The sequence below is a fragment of the Acidovorax sp. 59 genome (assembly GCF_002754175.1).
Taxonomy (GTDB): domain Bacteria; phylum Pseudomonadota; class Gammaproteobacteria; order Burkholderiales; family Burkholderiaceae_C; genus Acidovorax; species Acidovorax delafieldii.
The window spans coordinates 1058307-1075312 of sequence record NZ_PEET01000001.1; the positions used below are offsets into that span (position 1 = coordinate 1058307).

Consider the following 17006-nt stretch of genomic DNA (forward strand, 5'->3'; position numbering starts at 1 on the left):
GTGAAAGGGCAAGAAGCGCGTTGTTATTATCAGCCACAGCCGTCGAAACTTGCGGTCGCTTTTGGCACCTCAGACTTCAAGATACCGGACCTTCTTACTTCAACAAATTTTGTGAATCGACCTTCGCTGCCATCCGCCTTGCCTGCGCTTTTGGCTCTGGACTTGGCTCTTGTACTCATCGCTTGGGGCGGCGCTTTTTGGTTGCGCTTCAATCTTGACGTTCCCGATGAGTTTGTTGCCATGGCATGGGGGAGCGCCGTGTATGCCGTGTTTGGGTATGCGGCTGGATTGTTGTGGTTGGGTGTCTACCGCCAAGTCTGGCGCTACATCGGGTTGCCCGAGTTGCGGCGCATGGTTCTTGCGATTTTTGCCGGCGCTGTTTTTACCGCGGTGGTGGTGTTAATGCTGCGGATTGAAAATTTTCCGCGGTCAGTCTTGTTGCTACACCCCCTGATTGTCGTGATACAGCTCTCTGCTGTGCGGGCAGTCTGGCGCACCTTGTTCGAACTGCAAAGCGTGGATAGGGTGGGGCAGCCACTTCTCATTGTTGGCTCTTTGAGCGACGTATCAACGGCGCTGCGTGCACTGAAAGGGGCAAGGCAGTGGCGTCCAATAGGCATTATTTCGCCCATCGCCTCTGAGAGAGGGCTGTCTCTGCAGAACATACGAGTACTCGGTGGCTTGGATGCGTTGAATGACATTTCCAGGGCGGTCGGTGCCTCGACTGCGCTGATCGCAAGCCCGCCAGGGTCGGCACAGCGGCGTGCAGTGCTACTGCAAGCGCCGCAGGCAGGCCTTGAGTTGCTAACGCTGCCGCGCCCCGATGCTTGGTTGCGTGAAGAGGTCGTAGGCCCTCGGCATATTGAATTGGATGATCTTCTGGGGCGAGATCCTGTGCAACTTGATGTGCAGGGTTTGTCGGATTTATTGTCTGGTCAAACTGTCCTTGTGACCGGCGCTGGTGGTTCCATTGGGGCCGAGCTTTGTCGTCAGATTGCGCGCTTTGGCGTGGCGCGGTTGGTCTGTGTGGATTTGTCGGAATACGCGATCTACCAGCTAGAGCAGGAGCTACGCGCAGCGCACCCACAGATGCAGGGCCTGTATTACACCGCTAATGTGCGTGAGGCCGAGCGGCTGCTAGCGATAGCAGGTCTTCACCGGCCGGCGGTAGTGTTCCACGCTGCGGCGTATAAGCACGTGCCACTCATGGAGTCTTTGAATGAAATCGAAGCACTGCGTACCAATGTGTTGGGAACACTGAATGCCGCCCGCGTCGCTGGCGCTGTCGGAGCTGCCCGCTTTGTGCTGATATCCACTGACAAAGCGGTCAATCCGACAAATGTCATGGGTGCTAGCAAGAGATTGGCTGAATTGGTTATGCAGTCGGTGGCTGCTGAGTACGACGGCACACGCTTTATGGCAGTACGCTTTGGAAACGTGTTGGGCTCCAGCGGCTCGGTAGTTCCTTTGTTCTCTGCGCAGATCGCTCGTGGCGGCCCTGTGACAGTCACGCATCCGGACATCGTCCGGTATTTCATGACAATTCCTGAAGCAGCCCAACTGGTTTTGCAGGCTGGTTTAATGGGACGTTCGGGGCAGATTTTTGTGTTGGATATGGGTGAGCCTGTCAAAATTCTTGATTTAGCGAAGATTTTGATACGTTTATCTGGCAAGAATGAGCAGGAAGTCCCTGTAGTTTTTACTGGGCTCAGACCAGGTGAGAAGCTCTACGAAGAACTTTTGGCGAATGGGGAAACAACTCTTCCCACTCCACACCCCAAATTGCACATAGCAAAAACTAACGTACCGGGTCATCTGAATCCAGACGACGTCCACAAAGAAATCGAGAGTTTAGGGAGTGATCCAGCAGCGTCATCGCTACGCGTTTGGTTACAGAGCTTGGTTCCAGAATACTTAGTACGTTGATTCAGGATGGGCATTCGTCTCTTGCGCTTCGCGCTACTGCGCGATCCCCGTCCGCTCCAGCACATCCCCCACCAGTTCCAGGCGGACCAGGGGGTTGTCCAGCTCCATCAGCCGCTGTTTCAGCTCCAGTGGCACCGGCAGCAGTTCGCACCATCGGTTTGCCACCCAGCCGCAATCGTTCAGTTGTGCTGCAGTGGGGGTGACCAAGTGGGGCATGTCTGGGTCGCGTACCTGCAGCGTGCGCAAGACCTGCGCCAATGCAGTTGACGCCTTTTTGAGATCGTCTGGAACCGGCACTGTCAGATCCTGTTCGACGTGATCGACGTCAGCAATCCAAAGGCCGTGCTGCAGGTGATGGCGTTGAGTGATGCGAAAACGCTGGCTACCTCTGCACAACAGGGTGACCAATCCGGGCTGGGGTGTCTCCAATTGCTCGATGATGGCCAAGGTACCGATGTCGTTGAAGCGTTCTTCTGGCGCTCCGGCTTGGCGCACTTCCTGGCCTTGGGTGAGTGCAACCACCCCGAAGGGGGCGCCTGTCCGGTGGCACTTGCGCACCATGTCCAGGTAGCGCACCTCAAACACCCTCAGAGCCAGCACTCCGTCCGGGAACAAGACAGAGCCCAGGGGGAAAAGCGGCAGGGACGACAAGGTGAGGGGTGGGGTCATGGGCGCGTGGATGCCTTCGCCCGCTATCATCCCATGACACCTTCGGCTTTTGCTGCACACCACTGTTTTTGTCTCATCCATGCTCTATCAGATCGCCTCTTTCCTGCTCGATGTTGTTGGCGGCTTGCTAACCGGAGCCTGCCTTTTGCGGCTGTACATGCAGTGGCAGCGGGTGCCGTTCTCCAACCCGGTCGGTGGGTTGGTGTTTGCGTTGACCGATTGGCTGATCATGCCGCTGCGACGGGTGATCCCCCCTGCGGGGCGTTGGGATGTGTCCAGTCTGGTGGCTGCGATGCTGGTGCAGCTGGTGCAGTACGCGTTGTTGACGTTGCTGCTCGGTGCGGGATCGGCATGGGCGTGGTTGCCCTGGTTGGCCTTGTTCGGGCTGCTGCGCGTGGCGGTCTCGGGGCTGATCGGCCTGCTGATTGTCTATGCCGTCCTGTCCTGGGTACAGGGTGGCCGTTCACCGCTGGCGGATGTGATCGCGCGCCTGTGTGAACCTGTGTTGCGTCCTTTTCGGCGCGTCATTCCGCTGGTGGGCGGCTTCGACCTGTCGCCATTGGTGGCGCTGGTGGTGCTGCAGGTTGTGATGATTGTTCTGGGTCATTTGCAGGCCAGTGTGATGCGTTAAGCATCCCAAAGGCCCGATGCGCTAGCCAAATATGCTCTGTTTGCTATTGAAAATATAGCGACGGCGTGGTGAGGCCTCACTCAGTCCCCTTTTCGGGGACCGGGTATTTACATCACCGCGTCAGCAGGCAGTCGTTGCAGCATGGCCAAACTGCTGGCCACGGTGTTGCGCAGTTCGCGGCGGTCGCAGATGAAGTCCACCGCGCCCTTGGTTTGCAGGAACTCTGCACGCTGGAAGCCCTCGGGCAGGGTCACACGCACGGTGGATTCGATCACGCGCGGGCCAGCAAAGCCGATCAGCGCCTTGGGCTCGGCAATCACGATGTCGCCCACAAAGGCAAAACCTGCGCTCACGCCACCCATGGTGGGGTCGGTCAGCACACTGATGTAGGGCAGGCCCTTCTTGGCCAAGCGGGTCAGCGCTGCGTTGGTCTTGGCCATCTGCATGAGCGACAGCAGGCCTTCCTGCATGCGGGCGCCGCCGGTGGCGGTAAAGCAGATGAAGGGTACCTTTTGCTCGATGGCGGTTTCCACGCCACGCACAAATCGCTCGCCCACCACGGAGCCCATGGAGCCGCCCATGAAGTCGAACTCGAAGCAGGCGGCGACGACGTTGATGCTCTTGACCGCGCCGCCCATCACGATGAGGGCGTCGGTCTCGCCGGTATTCTCCAGGGCTTCCTTCAGGCGCTCGGGGTACTTGCGGCTGTCCTTGAACTTGAGCGCGTCTACGGGCAGCACTTCCTGGCCGATTTCGTAGCGGCCTTCAGCATCCAGAAATGCGTCCAGTCGGGCGCGCGCACCGATGCGGTGGTGGTGGCTGCAGTGGGGGCACACATTCTGGTTGTGCTCCAGGTCGGCCTTGTAGAGCACCGTTTCGCAGCTCGGGCACTTGATCCACAGGCCTTCGGGCACCTGACGGCGCTCGGTGGGGTCGGTTTGCTGGATTTTGGCGGGTAGAAGTTTTTCGAGCCAGGACATGGTGTTCTCCTCTTCAGTGGCGCGACCTGCTGCAAAGCCCCAGGGCGTTTACGGGGCAGGCCGGGTGTGAATCTGTCGGCGCACCCCGCAGGATGCGCCGGGCTGCATTATGCGACTAGGCGTCCAGGGCCTTGCGGATGCCGCGCAGGAAGTCGATGGTCAGGGGCACCACCTTGGCGTGTTCCTGGTCTTCAATCAACTGGATGATGCGGCTGCCGATGACCACGGCATCGGCCACCTTGCCGATGGCCTGGGCGGTGGCGGCGTCGCGGATGCCGAAGCCCACACCCACCGGGATGGTCACGTGCTGGCGGATGCGGGGCAGCATCTGCTCCACGGCCGCCGTGTCCAGCGCGCCTGAGCCGGTCACTCCCTTGAGCGATACGTAGTACACATAGCCGCTGGCCACACGCGCCACCTGGGCCATGCGTTCATCCGTGCTGGTGGGGGCCAGCAGGAAGATCAGGTCCATGCTGTGCGCGCGCAGGCTGGCGGCAAAGGCTTCGCATTCTTCGGGCGGGTAGTCCACGATGAGCACGCCGTCCACGCCCGCAGCGGCAGAGTCGCGCACAAACGCACCTTCGCCGTGCTTCTGGTCGTAGCGTTCCACAGGGTTGGCATAGCCCATCAACACCACTGGCGTGGTGCTGTTGCGCTTGCGGAACTCACGCACATGGTCGAGCACCTGCACCATGCCAATGCCCAGGCTGAGGGCTTTTTCACCCGCCTTCTGGATCACCGGGCCATCGGCCATGGGGTCGGAAAAGGGCACGCCCAGCTCGATCACGTCGGCACCGGCCTCGACCATGCCGTGCATGAGCGCGGGGGTGATGTCGGCAAACGGGAAACCGGCGGTCACATATGGAATCAGCGCCTTGCGGCCCTGTGCTTGCAGGGCAGAAAAGGTGGATGCGATACGGCTCATTTATTTCACCAACTTGATGGGTTGCTCGCCGCCCTTGACGGACTGCCCCTGGCAGCTGGGTCGGCAGTAAAAGTCGGCGCCACTGAGATCGGCCACAGTACCAATGTCCTTGTCGCCCCGGCCCGAGAGGTTGACCAGGATCGACTGGTCTGGGCGCATGGTTTTGGCCAGCTTCATGGCGTAGGCCACGGCGTGACTGGATTCGAGTGCGGGGATGATGCCCTCGGTGCGGCAGAGGTAGTGGAAGGCGTCCAGCGCTTCCTGGTCGGTGATGCCGACGTATTCGGCGCGGCCGATTTCCTGCAACCAGGCGTGCTCCGGGCCCACGCCGGGGTAGTCCAGGCCTGCGCTGATGCTATGGGTTTCGGTGATCTGGCCGTTGTCATCCTGCAGGATGAAAGTGCGGTTGCCGTGCAGCACACCCGCGCTGCCCTTTTGCAGCGATGCCGAGTGTTTGCCCGACTCCAGGCCTTCGCCCGCAGCCTCCACGCCGATGAGGCGCGTTTTCTCGAAAGGGATGTAAGGGTGAAAGATACCCATGGCATTGCTGCCACCACCCACGCACGCGATAACCGCATCGGGTTGGTCGCCCAGCACCCTTTGCTCGGCCAGCATGCTGGGCATTTGCTCAATGCATTCCTTGCCGATCACGCTCTGGAAGTCGCGCACCATCATGGGGTAGGGGTGCGGGCCCGCCACCGTGCCGATGATGTAGAAGGTGTTGTCCACGTTCGCCACCCAGTCGCGCATGGCGTCGTTCAGGGCGTCTTTCAGGGTCTTGCTGCCGGACTCCACGGGCACCACGGTGGCGCCCAGCAGTTTCATGCGGTACACGTTGGGGCTTTGGCGCTTCACGTCTTCGGCACCCATGTAAACAACGCATTCGAGCCCGTAGCGCGCGCAGATGGTGGCAGTGGCCACGCCGTGCTGGCCCGCACCCGTCTCGGCAATCACGCGGGGCTTGCCCATGCGCTTGGCCAGCATGGCTTGGCCGATCACGTTGTTGATCTTGTGCGCGCCTGTGTGGTTCAGGTCTTCGCGCTTGAGGTAGATCTGTGCGCCACCCATCTCGCGGCTGGTGCGCGCTGCATGGTAGATGGGGGAGGGGCGACCGACGAAGTGCTTGAGTTCGTAATGGAATTCAGCCAGAAATTCAGGGTCGTTCTGGTAGCGCGCGTAGGCCTCGCGCAGTTCCTGGATGGCGTGGGTCAGCGTTTCGCTGACGAAGCTGCCGCCATACGGGCCGAAATGGCCGGAAGCATCAGGTTGCTGATAGGAATTCATGGGGGTTCTTTGCAAGTTGTGCATCGGCCGCACGCACGGCGGCAACGAAGCGTTGGATCTTCACGGCGTCCTTGATGCCCTTGACGGGTTTGCCATCAGGACCATCGGCTTCGACGCCGGAACTGACATCAACCGCCAGCGAGAGACCCCGCGGGCGGACTTGCAAAATGCCATCGGTCACGTTTGCAGGCGTGAGTCCACCAGACAAAACGAGGTGAGAGCTGACGCTTGGTGGAAGGAGTGACCAATTGAATGCCTTGCCGCTGCCGCCAAACCCTTCGACATGGGCGTCGAGCAGGATGGCTTGGGCGTGAGAGTAATCGTGGGCGTATTTTACGAGGTCAAACTGCGCCGCTCCATCACCGAGGGGAATTCGGGCGGCTCGCAGGTAGGGGCGTGCCCCCTGGTGGGTGGCCGCCATGCAGTCCTGTGGCGTCTCATCACCATGGAATTGCACCGTAGCGCCAGCAATCATTGCACTGGCTGCTATCACATTAGGAGTGGATTCGTTCACGAACAGCAGCACGGGCGTGACAAACGGCGGCAGGCGCCGTGCCAACTGCGCGGCCCGCTGGGGGGTGACCGACCGTGGGCTGGGGGCGTAGAGCACAAAACCCACCGCATCGGCGCCCGCAGCCACAGCTGCATCCACGTCTTCCTCGCGGGTCAGCCCGCAGATCTTGATGCGGGTGCGTACGTTGGCAGACGCCTGGAAAGGGGCGTGGAGGCGTTGACTGACGGCGGGAGCCGTTGTGGTCGGTGTAGTGGCCTGGTTCATGGAAGCCAATCATACGCAGCCGTGCGCTGGGGTAGCCCCCAGGCGGCGTCGTAGACGGGCCCTTGAAAGTACAACCCGTCTGGCGAGAATGTCGGCGCAGCCACCTTGCGGGACTGGGCTGCCAGCACTTCGGCCATCCATTCGGGAGGCTGCGTGCCCTGGCCGATGGTGATCAGGCAGCCCATGATGTTGCGGATCATGTGGTGCAAGAAGGCGTTGGCTTCGAATTCAAAACGCCAGTAACAGGGGCTCCAGCCCAGTTCGGGGTGCGGTGTGTCCGCCCCCCGTCGCACGATGTCGATGCGTTGCAAGGTCTTGACCGGGGTCTTGGCCTGGCAGGCGGACGCGCGAAACGAGGTGAAATCATGCTCGCCGATCAGGTAGTCGGCCGCCTGCCGCATGGCGTCATGGTCTAACGGGTGAAACACCCAGCCCACCCGCCCGGCATCCACGCTGGGCCGCACCGGCGACTGCAGAAGCACGTAGGCATAGCGCCGGGCCACGGCGCTGGCACGCGCATGAAAGTGGTCTGGGACCGCCTGAGCCCATTGCACCGCAATGTCGGAGGGCAGGAAGGTGTTGGTACCCCGGACCCAGGACGCTGCGGGCCGGTCCAGCGGGGTGTCAAAGTGCACCACCTGCATCAGGCCGTGCACACCCGCATCGGTACGGCCTGCGCAAAGGGTGCTGACCGGATGCGTAGCAAAGCGGCCCAGGGCCGCTTCGAGTTTGTCCTGCACGGTGTTGCCAGAAAGCTGGCTCTGCCAGCCACTGTAGGCCTGGCCGTTGTAGCTGACACCCAGCGCCACCCGGGTCACGGGGCGGCCTGGGGACGTGCTGGGGGTTAAATCAGCGGAGGGGCCGAGCGGCATCAGCCCAGTTCGGCCAGCATGCGCTGGGCGCGGGTCTTGAGGGCGCCGCTGGACTCTGCCACCACCTCTTCAATCAGCGTACGAGCGCCGTCGGTGTCTCCGATGGCGTTGAACTCTTCGGCCAGCGCAAGCTTGGTGGCCAGCGGGTCGTCCTGCGCTGCAGCCGATCCATCGTCGGTGAATTCCGGTGCGGGGGCCGTCGGGGCCTTGGCGGCGGGAGCTGCCATGGGCTTGGAGGGGGCGTTCAGGTCCAGCGACAGGTCGCCCAGATCAAACTCCATAGGGCCGGAGTCTTGGGGCTCGCCATGGAGAGGCATTGGGCCGGACGGCGCCATGGTCAGGTCGTCGCTGCTGGGGAAGTCCAGATTGGCCACTGGAGGCGGCGCCATCATGGGGCTCGGAGCGGTTTCCTGACTGTTCCACGCGGCCGTGGGCTCGTCGGGGATGCTGGGCAGATCCAACTCGGGGCGCAGCGTCTGTGGTTCGCTGGCTTCACTGCGGTTGTTGGCCGCAGCAGCCGCAGCGGCCGCAGCAAAACCACCGGCTGCAGCAGGAGGGGCGTCTGTCAACGCGTCATCGGGTAGGTCCAGATCCAGGTCGAGGTCCAAGTCTGGTGGCAGGGCTGCGGCAGGGCTGCCTGCACCAGTGAAGGTGCTGGGGAACCCGCCCGGTGGCACCGAAGGCGATTCATCCTCGGCCATTCCGGGGCGGCCGCCAGGTTGGTACAGGCGGTTTTCGGGCTCCAGGTCACGCCCGAGTTCGGCAATGCGGTTCCAGTCAGGCCCTTCGCCTTGGGTCAGCTTGAACACTTCGCCAGCGACGGCCTCGAGGGCTTTGCGGTCCTGGCGCTTGGCGTAGATTTCACCCAGCTTGACGTGCACTGAGACGCGGCCCGGGTTGTGGCGCACGGCTTCTTTCAGGATTTCTTCGGCCTGGAGATCGCGGCCGTAGGCCAGATAAACGTCGGCTTCGGCCACGGGGTCCACGTCACCGCCGGCGTCCAGCTGGCTGGGTGAATAGGCCATGGACGAGCCGGTGGTCATGTCGCTGTTGGCCGTGTCTACACGCTGGCCGCCGCTGGCACCAAAAAACGAGTCGGGTTGAATGCGGCTTTCCAGGAAGGAGCTGTCCACCCCACCGTTCTGTCGACGGCGCTGGACCAGGCGGTAAGCGCCAAATCCGAGCAGGCCCGCCACCAGGATTCCGCCGCCAATAGGCAACAGCGGGTCGTCCATGAGGGTGGACAGGAAACCGGGCTCCTCGACGGGGGCCGGAGCAGGTTTGGGTGTGGGCGCTGGTTTGGGGGCCGGTGCGGGTGCAGACGCCTCCGTGGCGGGTGCCGAGGCAGCCGCTTCTGCTGCCACTGCGGGGTCTGGCGGGGTGCTGGCGGCCGCTGCGGGGGCGGATGCCGGGGCTTCGGGCGCCGGCGGCGCGGTCGGTGTTGCCGGGACGGCTGGGGCCTGCACGGCCACCCCCGCAGGTGCGCTGGCTGCACCCGCTGCGGCGGGCGCAGGGCTGCCTCCGGCGGCTGCAGAGGCTGCGCTCAGCTTGTTGAGGTCGGTGATGTTCTTGGACAACTCTGCCATCCGCGTGGCGGCTTCGCTGGCCTGTTTGTCCTTGGCGACTTGCTCTTCGGCTGCCTTCTGGCCTTTGACGGCCCCCTTGGACAGAGTGAGCTTGTCGGGCGCTGCAGTCGCGGGTTTTTTGTCTTCTACGCGCGTCTGTACGGTGCCAGAAGCGGAGCGCTGGGCAGCTGCCACTTCGGTCGAAGGGGCCGCACCTGCGAGTTTGCGGCGGAAGTCGTTGAAGTCACGGGCCTGTGCGGCCAGAATCTGACGTGCTTCGGGGGCTGTAGTGGATTGCGCTGCGGCCTGGTCGGGCATTTGCAGCACAGCACCTGCCCTCAGGCGGTTGACGTTGCCCTGAATGAACGCGTCCGGGTTGGTACGCATCATGGCGACCAGCATCTGGTCGAGCGAAACGCCTGCAGGCTTGTACGCGTTCGCGATGCGGCCGGCAGTATCGCCTGCCTGGACCGTCACGCCATCTGCGGGGGCAGGGCGTGGGGCTGCCGCACGGGGTGCGGGTGCAGCGGCGGTTGCCTCGCTGGCACGAGCTGTGGCTGCGGGGCGCGTCGCAGGGACCTGGGGCGCCACCGGTGCAGAAATTTGGGGCGCTGCTGTGACGGCAGGCGCTGCGCGGCGCATGCTTGGCGGGTCAAACAGCATGGTGTAGCTGCGAACGATGCGGCCTGAGCCCCAGTTGGCATCCAGCACCAAGTCCAGGAACGGTTCGTTCACAGGCCGGTCGCTTGACAGGCGCAACACGGCGGTGCCGTCGGCGCGGCGCTGCAGTTGAATCTGCAGGTTGTTCATGGTCTGCGTGTATTCCATGCCCTGGGCACGGAAGACCTCAGGCGTGGCCGTTGTGGCACGCAGCGAGTCCGCTTCGGCAGGAGTGATCTGTGGCAGGTCGATTTCAGCGCGCAGCGGCTCGCCCAGGGCAGACTGCACGGTGATGCGGCCCAGTGCCAGCGCAGACGCGTCGCTGGTGTAGAAACCAGCGCAAGCCACGGTCGCGGCCGCCAGGACAGAAAATTTCCAACGATGCATGTTTGCCAACAACTGATTAGGATTTTTTGCGGCTCGGACGAGCGGTGCTTTTGTTCTCATGGTCTGATCCCCGCCCCGGCGCGTGAAAATATGTAAAAAGCACCATAGCATCAATGTTTTGCACTGACAAGCTGAGGTGGCTCCGAAGCTTTGAGTGGGGTCCCGGTGCCCCAAATTGGGGCATGCAGATGTTGCCAATTGCCAACGCCGCGTAACCGAGTGTGTCGATGTCTCAGGCGTAAAAAAGCGCGCGCAAGGGGGCTTGCGCGCGCTTTATGAGGTGAGACGATCAGGCGTTGAGCAAGATGCGCAGCATGCGACGCAGTGGCTCGGCGGCGCCCCAGAGGAGCTGGTCGCCGATGGTGAAGGCGCCGACATACTCGGGGCCCATGGCCAGCTTGCGGATGCGGCCCACGGGGATGGTCATGGTGCCTGTCACGGCGACGGGTGTCAGGTCCTTGATGGTGGCTTCGCGGGTGTTGGGTACCACCTTCACCCACTCGTTGTCGGCGGCGATCATGGCTTCGAGGTCGGCCACGGGCACGTCCTTCTTGAGCTTGAAGGTCAGGGCCTGGCTGTGGCAGCGCATGGCGCCCACGCGCACGCAGAAGCCGTCTACGGGAATGGCCGCAGAGCTGAAGCCCTCGCCCAACCCGAGGATCTTGTTGGTCTCGGCCATGCCCTTCCACTCTTCTTTGGATTGGCCATTGCCCAGGTCCTTGTCGATCCAGGGGATCAGCGAGCCGCCCAGGGGCACGCCAAAGTTGGCGGTTTCGGCGCCGGTCAGTGCGCGCTGCTTGGCGATGACCTTGCGGTCGATTTCCAGGATGGCGCTCTTGGGGTCGTCAAGCAGGGCCTTCACTTCGGCATTCAGCGTGCCGTATTGGGTGAGCAATTCGCGCATGTGCTGCGCGCCGCCGCCCGAGGCTGCCTGGTAAGTCTGGGTGCTCATCCACTCGACCAGCCCCGCCTTGTACAGTGCGCCCACGCCCATCAGCATGCAGCTCACGGTGCAGTTGCCGCCCACCCAGTTCTTGCCGCCGTTGGCCAGCGCGTCTTGGATGACGGGCATGTTGACGGGGTCCAGGATGATGACCGCGTCTTTTTCCATGCGCAGGGTGGAGGCGGCATCGATCCAATGGCCGTTCCAGCCTGCGGCGCGCAGCTTGGGGAAGACTTCGGTGGTGTAGTCGCCGCCTTGGGCTGTGATGATGATGTCGCAGCGCTTCAAGGCGTCGATGTTGAAGGCGTCTTGCAGTGTGGTTTCGTTCTTGGCCTGCGCAGGGGCCTTGCCGCCGGCATTGGATGTGGAGAAGAACAATGGCTCAATCAGGTCGAAGTCTTTTTCCTCGACCATGCGGTCCATCAACACCGAGCCGACCATGCCGCGCCAGCCGACCAAACCTACCAACTTGCTCATTTCAACGCCCCTTTCAGATTAAGAAACAGTGCCAGACCAGACTGTTTGCCCCGGCTCGTCTGGCCGGGAGAGGGCGCACGACGGTACCGGAGCTGGATCAGCCCTTAATAATGGTCGTGGTTTTGGTGGTGATTGCGCGCACAGCCACGCCTGCCAGGGCGGCAGTTGCGGTGTTCAGGTCGAACGGGCGGGCGGCAAACATGGGCATGATTGTAATGGATCGCGGCTTGCACGGGGCTTGCAGCGTTGCGGTAACGCCATGGTCCGCTCGGCGACGGCGCCCCTGGCGGGCTGGATGGGTGTGCGTGTAGGTACCTGCCCATAAAAAAGGCGATCACAGAGGATCGCCTTTTGCGGATGCCACGCGCCGCCGCTGTGGGCAACTCGGACGGCTGGGGTGATTTACGCCTGCAGCGCCTTCACCACCGCGTCGCCCATCTGCGCCGTGCCGACCTTGGTGGTGCCTTCGCTGTAGATATCGGGCGTGCGCAGGCCCTGGGCCAGCACCTTCTGCACGGCGGCTTCGATGCGCTGGGCGGCGGCTTCCTGGTTCAGGCTGAAGCGCAGCATCATCGCTGCCGAGAGGATGGTGGCCAGCGGGTTGGCCACGCCCTTGCCGGCGATGTCGGGGGCGCTGCCGTGGCTGGGCTCGTACAGGCCCTGGTTGCTGCTGTTCAGGCTGGCCGAGGGCAGCATGCCGATGGAGCCAGTCAGCATGGAGGCTTCGTCCGACAGGATGTCGCCGAACATGTTGCCGGTCACCACCACGTCGAACGCCTTGGGGGCCTTGACCAGTTGCATGGCCGCGTTGTCCACGTACATGTGCTGGAGTTCCACGTCGGGGTACTGCTGGCCCACCTCGGTCATCACGTCCTTCCAGAACTGGAAGGTTTCGAGCACGTTGGCCTTGTCCACGCTGGTGACCTTCTTGTTGCGCTTGCGGGCGGCCTGGAAGGCGACGTGGGCGATGCGCTCGATCTCGGGGCGGCTGTAGCGCATGGTGTCGAAGGCTTCCTCGGCACCGGGGAAGTGGCCATCGGTGGCCACGCGGCGGCCACGCGGCTGGCCAAAGTAGATGTCGCCCGTCAGCTCGCGGATGATGAGGATATCGAGGCCCGCGATCAGCTCGGGCTTGAGGCTCGATGCGCCCACTAGTTGCTCGTAGCAGATGGCAGGGCGGAAGTTGGCGAACAGGCCCAGGTTCTTGCGCAGGCCCAGGATGGCCTGTTCGGGGCGCAGGGGCCTGTCGAGCTTGTCGTATTTCCAGTCGCCCACGGCGCCAAACAGAATGGCGTCGGCTTCCTTGGCGAGCTTGAGGGTGGACTCGGGCAGCGGGTGGCCGTGGGCCTCGTAGGCGGCGCCGCCGACCAGGGCGGATTCCATCTCGAACTTCAGGTCGAGTGCGTTGAGGACCTTGACGGCCTCGGCCACGATTTCGGTACCGATGCCGTCACCCGGCAGAACTGCGATTTTCATTGATTTTGCTTTGTTTTTGATAGCTGCTAGCGCATATGGATGTAGCGCTTGCGGCCGATTGGGCTGAATTTTTGAGTTACGACACCATGGTGTGTGCCAGCCAGGGCTTGGTGGCAAGCCGCTGGGCTTCAAAGGCCTTGATCTTGTCCGACTGGCGCAGGGTCAGGCCGATGTCGTCAAAACCGTTGAGCAGGCAGTACTTGCGGAAGGCCTGCACGTCGAACGGGATCTCTTCGCCCTGGGGGCGCACGATGACCTGGCGCTCCAGGTCGATGGTGAGCTGGTAGCCGGGGAAGGCCAGCACTTCATCGAACAGCTGGGCCACCGTGGCCTCGGGCAGCACGATGGGCAGCAGGCCGTTCTTGAAGCAGTTGTTGAAGAAGATGTCGGCAAAGCTGGGCGCAATGATGGCGCGGAAGCCGAACTGATCCAAGGCCCACGGCGCGTGCTCGCGGCTGGAACCACACCCGAAATTCTTGCGTGCGATCAGGATGCTGGCGCCTTGGTAACGCGGCTGATTCAGCACGAAGTCGGGATTGGGCTTGCGACTGGCGGGGTCCTGGCCGGGCTCGCCGTGGTCCAGGTAACGCCATTCGTCAAACAGGTTCACGCCAAAGCCGGTCTTCTTGATCGACTTGAGGAACTGCTTGGGGATGATGGCGTCGGTATCGACGTTCTCGCGATCCATGGGGGCCACAAGGCCCTTGAGCAAGGTGAATTTTTGCATGGCGGTATCAGTTACTTGGCGGCCCGCTCGATGGCGCTACCGGCTTTGCCAATGTCCTGGCCCACACCCTTGACGGTGTTGCAGCCAGCCAGCACAAAGGCCAGGGACAGGGCGATGAGGGTGGCGGTCTTTTTCATGACAAGGCTCCTTCAGGCGGTTGGGGCAGTAGAGGGGACAACGGGCGGATGATGGGATGAGTGATCAGCTCAGGTGAACTGGCGGATGTCCACAAAGTGGCCGTGCACGGCAGCGGCTGCGGCCATGGCCGGGCTCACCAGGTGCGTGCGGCCGCCAGCACCCTGGCGGCCTTCAAAGTTGCGGTTGCTGGTGGATGCGCAGCGTTCGCCGGGCTCCAGCCGGTCGGCGTTCATGGCCAGGCACATGCTGCAACCGGGCTCGCGCCACTCAAAGCCTGCGGCCACAAAAATCTTGTCCAGGCCCTCGCGCTCGGCCTGCTCCTTGACGAGGCCCGAGCCGGGCACCACCATGGCCAGCTTCACATTGCTGGCCACCTTGCGGCCCAGGTTCTTCACCACGGCGGCGGCTTCGCGCATGTCTTCGATGCGGCTGTTGGTGCAGCTGCCGATGAACACCTTGTCGATGGTGATGTCATTGATCGGCTTGCCGGGCTGCAGGCCCATGTAGGTCAGCGCGCGCTCGATGGCGCCACGCTTGTTGACGTCCTTTTCCTTGTCCGGGTCGGGCACGCGGGCGTCCACGCCCAGCACCATCTCGGGGCTGGTGCCCCAGGTGACCTGCGGCACGATGTCGGCCGCATCAAGCTTGACCACGGTGTCGAACTTTGCGTCGGCGTCGGAGTGCAGCGTCCTCCAGTACGCAACGGCCTGGTCCCATTCCACGCCCGTGGGCGACAGGGGGCGGCCCTTGACGTATTCAATGGTTTTGTCGTCCACCGCCACCAGACCCGCGCGAGCACCACCTTCGATGGCCATGTTGCACACGGTCATGCGGCCTTCCATGCTCATCGCGCGGAAGACAGAACCTGCAAATTCAATGGTGTAGCCCGTGCCGCCGGCCGTGCCGATCTTGCCGATGATGGCCAGCACCACGTCTTTGGGCGTCACGCCTTTGGCCAAGGTGCCATCAACCTGCACCAGCATGTTCTTGGCTTTTTTGGCCAGCAAGGTCTGCGTGGCCATCACGTGCTCGACCTCGGAGGTGCCGATGCCGTGGGCCAGGGCGCCAAACGCGCCGTGCGTGCTGGTGTGGCTGTCGCCGCAGACCACGGTCATGCCGGGCAGGGTGGCACCGTTTTCAGGGCCGATGACGTGCACGATGCCCTGGCGCTTGTGCATGAACGGGAAGAACGCGGCGGGTGTGATCTGCGCGATGTTGTCGTTCAGCGTGGTGATCTGTTCTTTGCTGATCGGATCGGTGATGCCGTCGTAGCCGTTTTCCCAGCCCGTGGTGGGCGTGTTGTGGTCGGCCGTGGCCACGATGGAACTCATGCGCCAGACCTTGCGGCCCGCCTCGCGCAGACCTTCGAATGCCTGAGGGCTGGTGACTTCATGCACCAGATGGCGGTCGATGTAGAGGATGGAGGTGCCGTCCTCTTCGGTGTGGATGACATGCTCGTCCCAGATCTTGTCGTACAGGGTGCGTCCCATGGCGTGGCTTTCTTTCTGCTTTCAGGTGGGTGATTGGATTTTAGTGTCGGGGGCCGGGTGCGCCGGGGCGGGTTCTGCCCTGGGTGAGAGGTGTTCCACCAGCAAACGCGCGGTGACGGGCAGGGCGTCAAAGTCGCGGGCTACCACCCGCAGTTCGCGGTGGGCCCAGGCATCGGTCAGCGGGATGGCTTGCAGGTTGCCCACGCCGCGCATCAGCGCAAACGCCCGGTCGGGCAGCAGGCCCACGCCCAGGCCGTTGTCGATCATGCGGCACATGGCGTCCAGCCCCGTCACCTGGATGCGCTGGCGCAGGGGGCGCCCGGCTGCGGCAGCGGCCGCGCGCATGGCCAGGCTGATGCTGCTGTTGGCGTGCAGGCCCACAATGTCCCAGTCCAGGACTTCTTCAAAATTGATAGCATCCAGCGCAGATAAATCATGCGCTCGGGGCACAACCAGCACCAAATGATCGGCGCGGTAGGGGCGGCTCTGCAGCTCCAGGGTTCCGCCCCCGTTCGCCATGCCGATGTTGCAGATGCCCAGGTCGGCGGCTCCTTCTTGCACGGCGTGCAGCACATCGCTGGAGAGGTGCTCCTGCAGGTCGATCTTGATCTGGCTGTGCTCGCGCGCAAAGGCGCCCAGGTCTTCGGGCAGAAACTGAAAGATGGCCGAGATGTTGGCGTGCATGCGGACATGGCCGCGAACGCCGTCGGCATATTCACTCAGTTCGCCCTGCATGCGCTCCAGGCCAAACAGCACGGTGCGCGCATGGTGCAGCAGGCTCTCGCCGGCGGGCGTGAGCGTCACACCCCGGCTGTGGCGGTAGAGCAGGGCGGTGTCTACAGCCGTTTCCAGGTCCGACAGGCGCTTGCTGACCGCTGATGCTGCAATGAATTCGCGCTCGGCGGCGCGGCCGATGCTGCCCAGCTCGCACACCGCCACAAACAATTGCAGCGAGGTGAGGTCAATACGGCGCGCAAAACTGCGCTCGGAGCTTTTCATGGGGTTTTGACTTCTCAAAAAGAGAAGGTTTCATATTTTCTCCCCATTGTCTGTGGTTTGTCATCGTGATACGCGATGG

The 17006-nt window shown here is 62.8% G+C and carries 15 protein-coding genes; 2 read left to right on the top strand and 13 right to left on the bottom strand.

Translation table 11 applies throughout. The annotated features are described in order from the left end of the window. Positions 1–1926, top strand: a complete 1926-nt coding sequence (locus CLU87_RS04765; protein WP_233193713.1) for a nucleoside-diphosphate sugar epimerase/dehydratase — start codon at positions 1–3, stop codon at positions 1924–1926. A gap of 33 nt (positions 1927–1959) precedes the next feature. Here the strand turns inward: CLU87_RS04765 and CLU87_RS04770 are convergent, their stop codons facing one another. Further along, complete coding sequence (locus tag CLU87_RS04770; protein ID WP_099732041.1) at positions 1960–2595, bottom strand: LON peptidase substrate-binding domain-containing protein; 636 nt, start codon at positions 2593–2595, stop codon at positions 1960–1962. Between the two features lie 79 nt (positions 2596–2674). Here CLU87_RS04770 and CLU87_RS04775 point away from each other — a divergent pair, with 79 nt between their 5' ends. Beyond that, positions 2675–3226, top strand: a complete 552-nt coding sequence (locus CLU87_RS04775; RefSeq protein ID WP_056747768.1) for a YggT family protein — start codon at positions 2675–2677, stop codon at positions 3224–3226. 107 nt (positions 3227–3333) lie between these two features. Here the strand turns inward: CLU87_RS04775 and accD are convergent, their stop codons facing one another. The 12 genes from accD to CLU87_RS04835 all read right to left on the bottom strand — a co-directional run bounded on the left by accD (position 3334) and on the right by CLU87_RS04835 (position 16927). Continuing rightward, the gene (gene accD, locus CLU87_RS04780; protein WP_015013229.1) at positions 3334–4206 is read right to left on the bottom strand and encodes an acetyl-CoA carboxylase, carboxyltransferase subunit beta; all 873 of its coding nucleotides are present in this window, start codon (positions 4204–4206) and stop codon (positions 3334–3336) included. A 115-nt stretch (positions 4207–4321) separates the two neighbouring features. Further along, entirely contained in the window at positions 4322–5131 is an 810-nt protein-coding gene (trpA, locus tag CLU87_RS04785) for a tryptophan synthase subunit alpha (RefSeq protein ID WP_056061439.1), read from the bottom strand. Beyond that, positions 5132–6415, bottom strand: a complete 1284-nt coding sequence (trpB, locus tag CLU87_RS04790; RefSeq protein WP_099729713.1) for a tryptophan synthase subunit beta — start codon at positions 6413–6415, stop codon at positions 5132–5134. Further along, positions 6393–7193, bottom strand: a complete 801-nt coding sequence (locus CLU87_RS04795; RefSeq protein ID WP_099729714.1) for a phosphoribosylanthranilate isomerase — start codon at positions 7191–7193, stop codon at positions 6393–6395. The genes trpB and CLU87_RS04795 overlap by 23 nt, the downstream gene beginning before the upstream one ends. Further along, positions 7190–8065, bottom strand: coding sequence for a tRNA pseudouridine(38-40) synthase TruA (gene truA / locus CLU87_RS04800; protein WP_199170794.1), 876 nt, complete (start codon positions 8063–8065; stop codon positions 7190–7192). The genes CLU87_RS04795 and truA overlap by 4 nt, the downstream gene beginning before the upstream one ends. After that, entirely contained in the window at positions 8065–10677 is a 2613-nt protein-coding gene (locus tag CLU87_RS04805) for a FimV/HubP family polar landmark protein (protein WP_099729716.1), read from the bottom strand. Before CLU87_RS04805 ends, truA begins: the two co-directional genes overlap by 1 nt. Positions 10678–10966: 289 nt before the next feature. Further along, positions 10967–12097: an aspartate-semialdehyde dehydrogenase gene (gene asd / locus CLU87_RS04810; RefSeq protein WP_099729717.1), complete on the bottom strand. Its 1131-nt coding sequence runs from the start codon at positions 12095–12097 to the stop codon at positions 10967–10969. Between the two features lie 402 nt (positions 12098–12499). Further along, positions 12500–13573 carry a 3-isopropylmalate dehydrogenase gene (leuB, locus tag CLU87_RS04815; RefSeq protein ID WP_099729718.1) on the bottom strand — a complete coding sequence of 358 codons (1074 nt, stop codon included), beginning with the start codon at positions 13571–13573 and terminating at the stop codon, positions 12500–12502. A 76-nt stretch (positions 13574–13649) separates the two neighbouring features. Further along, positions 13650–14300, bottom strand: a complete 651-nt coding sequence (leuD, locus tag CLU87_RS04820) for a 3-isopropylmalate dehydratase small subunit (protein WP_056061459.1) — start codon at positions 14298–14300, stop codon at positions 13650–13652. An 11-nt stretch (positions 14301–14311) separates the two neighbouring features. Further along, the gene (locus tag CLU87_RS04825; RefSeq protein ID WP_005795904.1) at positions 14312–14437 is read right to left on the bottom strand and encodes an entericidin A/B family lipoprotein; all 126 of its coding nucleotides are present in this window, start codon (positions 14435–14437) and stop codon (positions 14312–14314) included. A gap of 69 nt (positions 14438–14506) precedes the next feature. Further along, the gene (leuC, locus tag CLU87_RS04830) at positions 14507–15928 is read right to left on the bottom strand and encodes a 3-isopropylmalate dehydratase large subunit (RefSeq protein ID WP_099729719.1); all 1422 of its coding nucleotides are present in this window, start codon (positions 15926–15928) and stop codon (positions 14507–14509) included. A 21-nt stretch (positions 15929–15949) separates the two neighbouring features. Continuing rightward, on the bottom strand, positions 15950–16927 hold the full coding sequence (locus CLU87_RS04835; protein ID WP_099729720.1) for a LysR family transcriptional regulator: 978 nt from the start codon (positions 16925–16927) through the stop codon (positions 15950–15952). Positions 16928–17006 lie beyond the last annotated feature (79 nt).

Excerpts from the sequence above, each read along its gene's own strand:
- CLU87_RS04770 (WP_099732041.1), bottom strand. The coding sequence starts at position 2,595 with ATGACCCCACCCCTCACCTTGTCGTCCCTGCCGCTTTTCCCCCTGGGC.
- CLU87_RS04775 (WP_056747768.1), top strand. The coding sequence starts at position 2,675 with ATGCTCTATCAGATCGCCTCTTTCCTGCTCGATGTTGTTGGCGGCTTG.
- accD (WP_015013229.1), bottom strand. The coding sequence starts at position 4,206 with ATGTCCTGGCTCGAAAAACTTCTACCCGCCAAAATCCAGCAAACCGAC.
- trpA (WP_056061439.1), bottom strand. The coding sequence starts at position 5,131 with ATGAGCCGTATCGCATCCACCTTTTCTGCCCTGCAAGCACAGGGCCGC.
- trpB (WP_099729713.1), bottom strand. The coding sequence starts at position 6,415 with ATGAATTCCTATCAGCAACCTGATGCTTCCGGCCATTTCGGCCCGTAT.
- CLU87_RS04795 (WP_099729714.1), bottom strand. The coding sequence starts at position 7,193 with ATGAACCAGGCCACTACACCGACCACAACGGCTCCCGCCGTCAGTCAA.
- truA (WP_199170794.1), bottom strand. The coding sequence starts at position 8,065 with ATGCCGCTCGGCCCCTCCGCTGATTTAACCCCCAGCACGTCCCCAGGC.
- CLU87_RS04805 (WP_099729716.1), bottom strand. The coding sequence starts at position 10,677 with ATGCATCGTTGGAAATTTTCTGTCCTGGCGGCCGCGACCGTGGCTTGC.
- asd (WP_099729717.1), bottom strand. The coding sequence starts at position 12,097 with ATGAGCAAGTTGGTAGGTTTGGTCGGCTGGCGCGGCATGGTCGGCTCG.
- leuB (WP_099729718.1), bottom strand. The coding sequence starts at position 13,573 with ATGAAAATCGCAGTTCTGCCGGGTGACGGCATCGGTACCGAAATCGTG.
- leuD (WP_056061459.1), bottom strand. The coding sequence starts at position 14,300 with ATGCAAAAATTCACCTTGCTCAAGGGCCTTGTGGCCCCCATGGATCGC.
- CLU87_RS04825 (WP_005795904.1), bottom strand. The coding sequence starts at position 14,437 with ATGAAAAAGACCGCCACCCTCATCGCCCTGTCCCTGGCCTTTGTGCTG.
- leuC (WP_099729719.1), bottom strand. The coding sequence starts at position 15,928 with ATGGGACGCACCCTGTACGACAAGATCTGGGACGAGCATGTCATCCAC.
- CLU87_RS04835 (WP_099729720.1), bottom strand. The coding sequence starts at position 16,927 with ATGAAAAGCTCCGAGCGCAGTTTTGCGCGCCGTATTGACCTCACCTCG.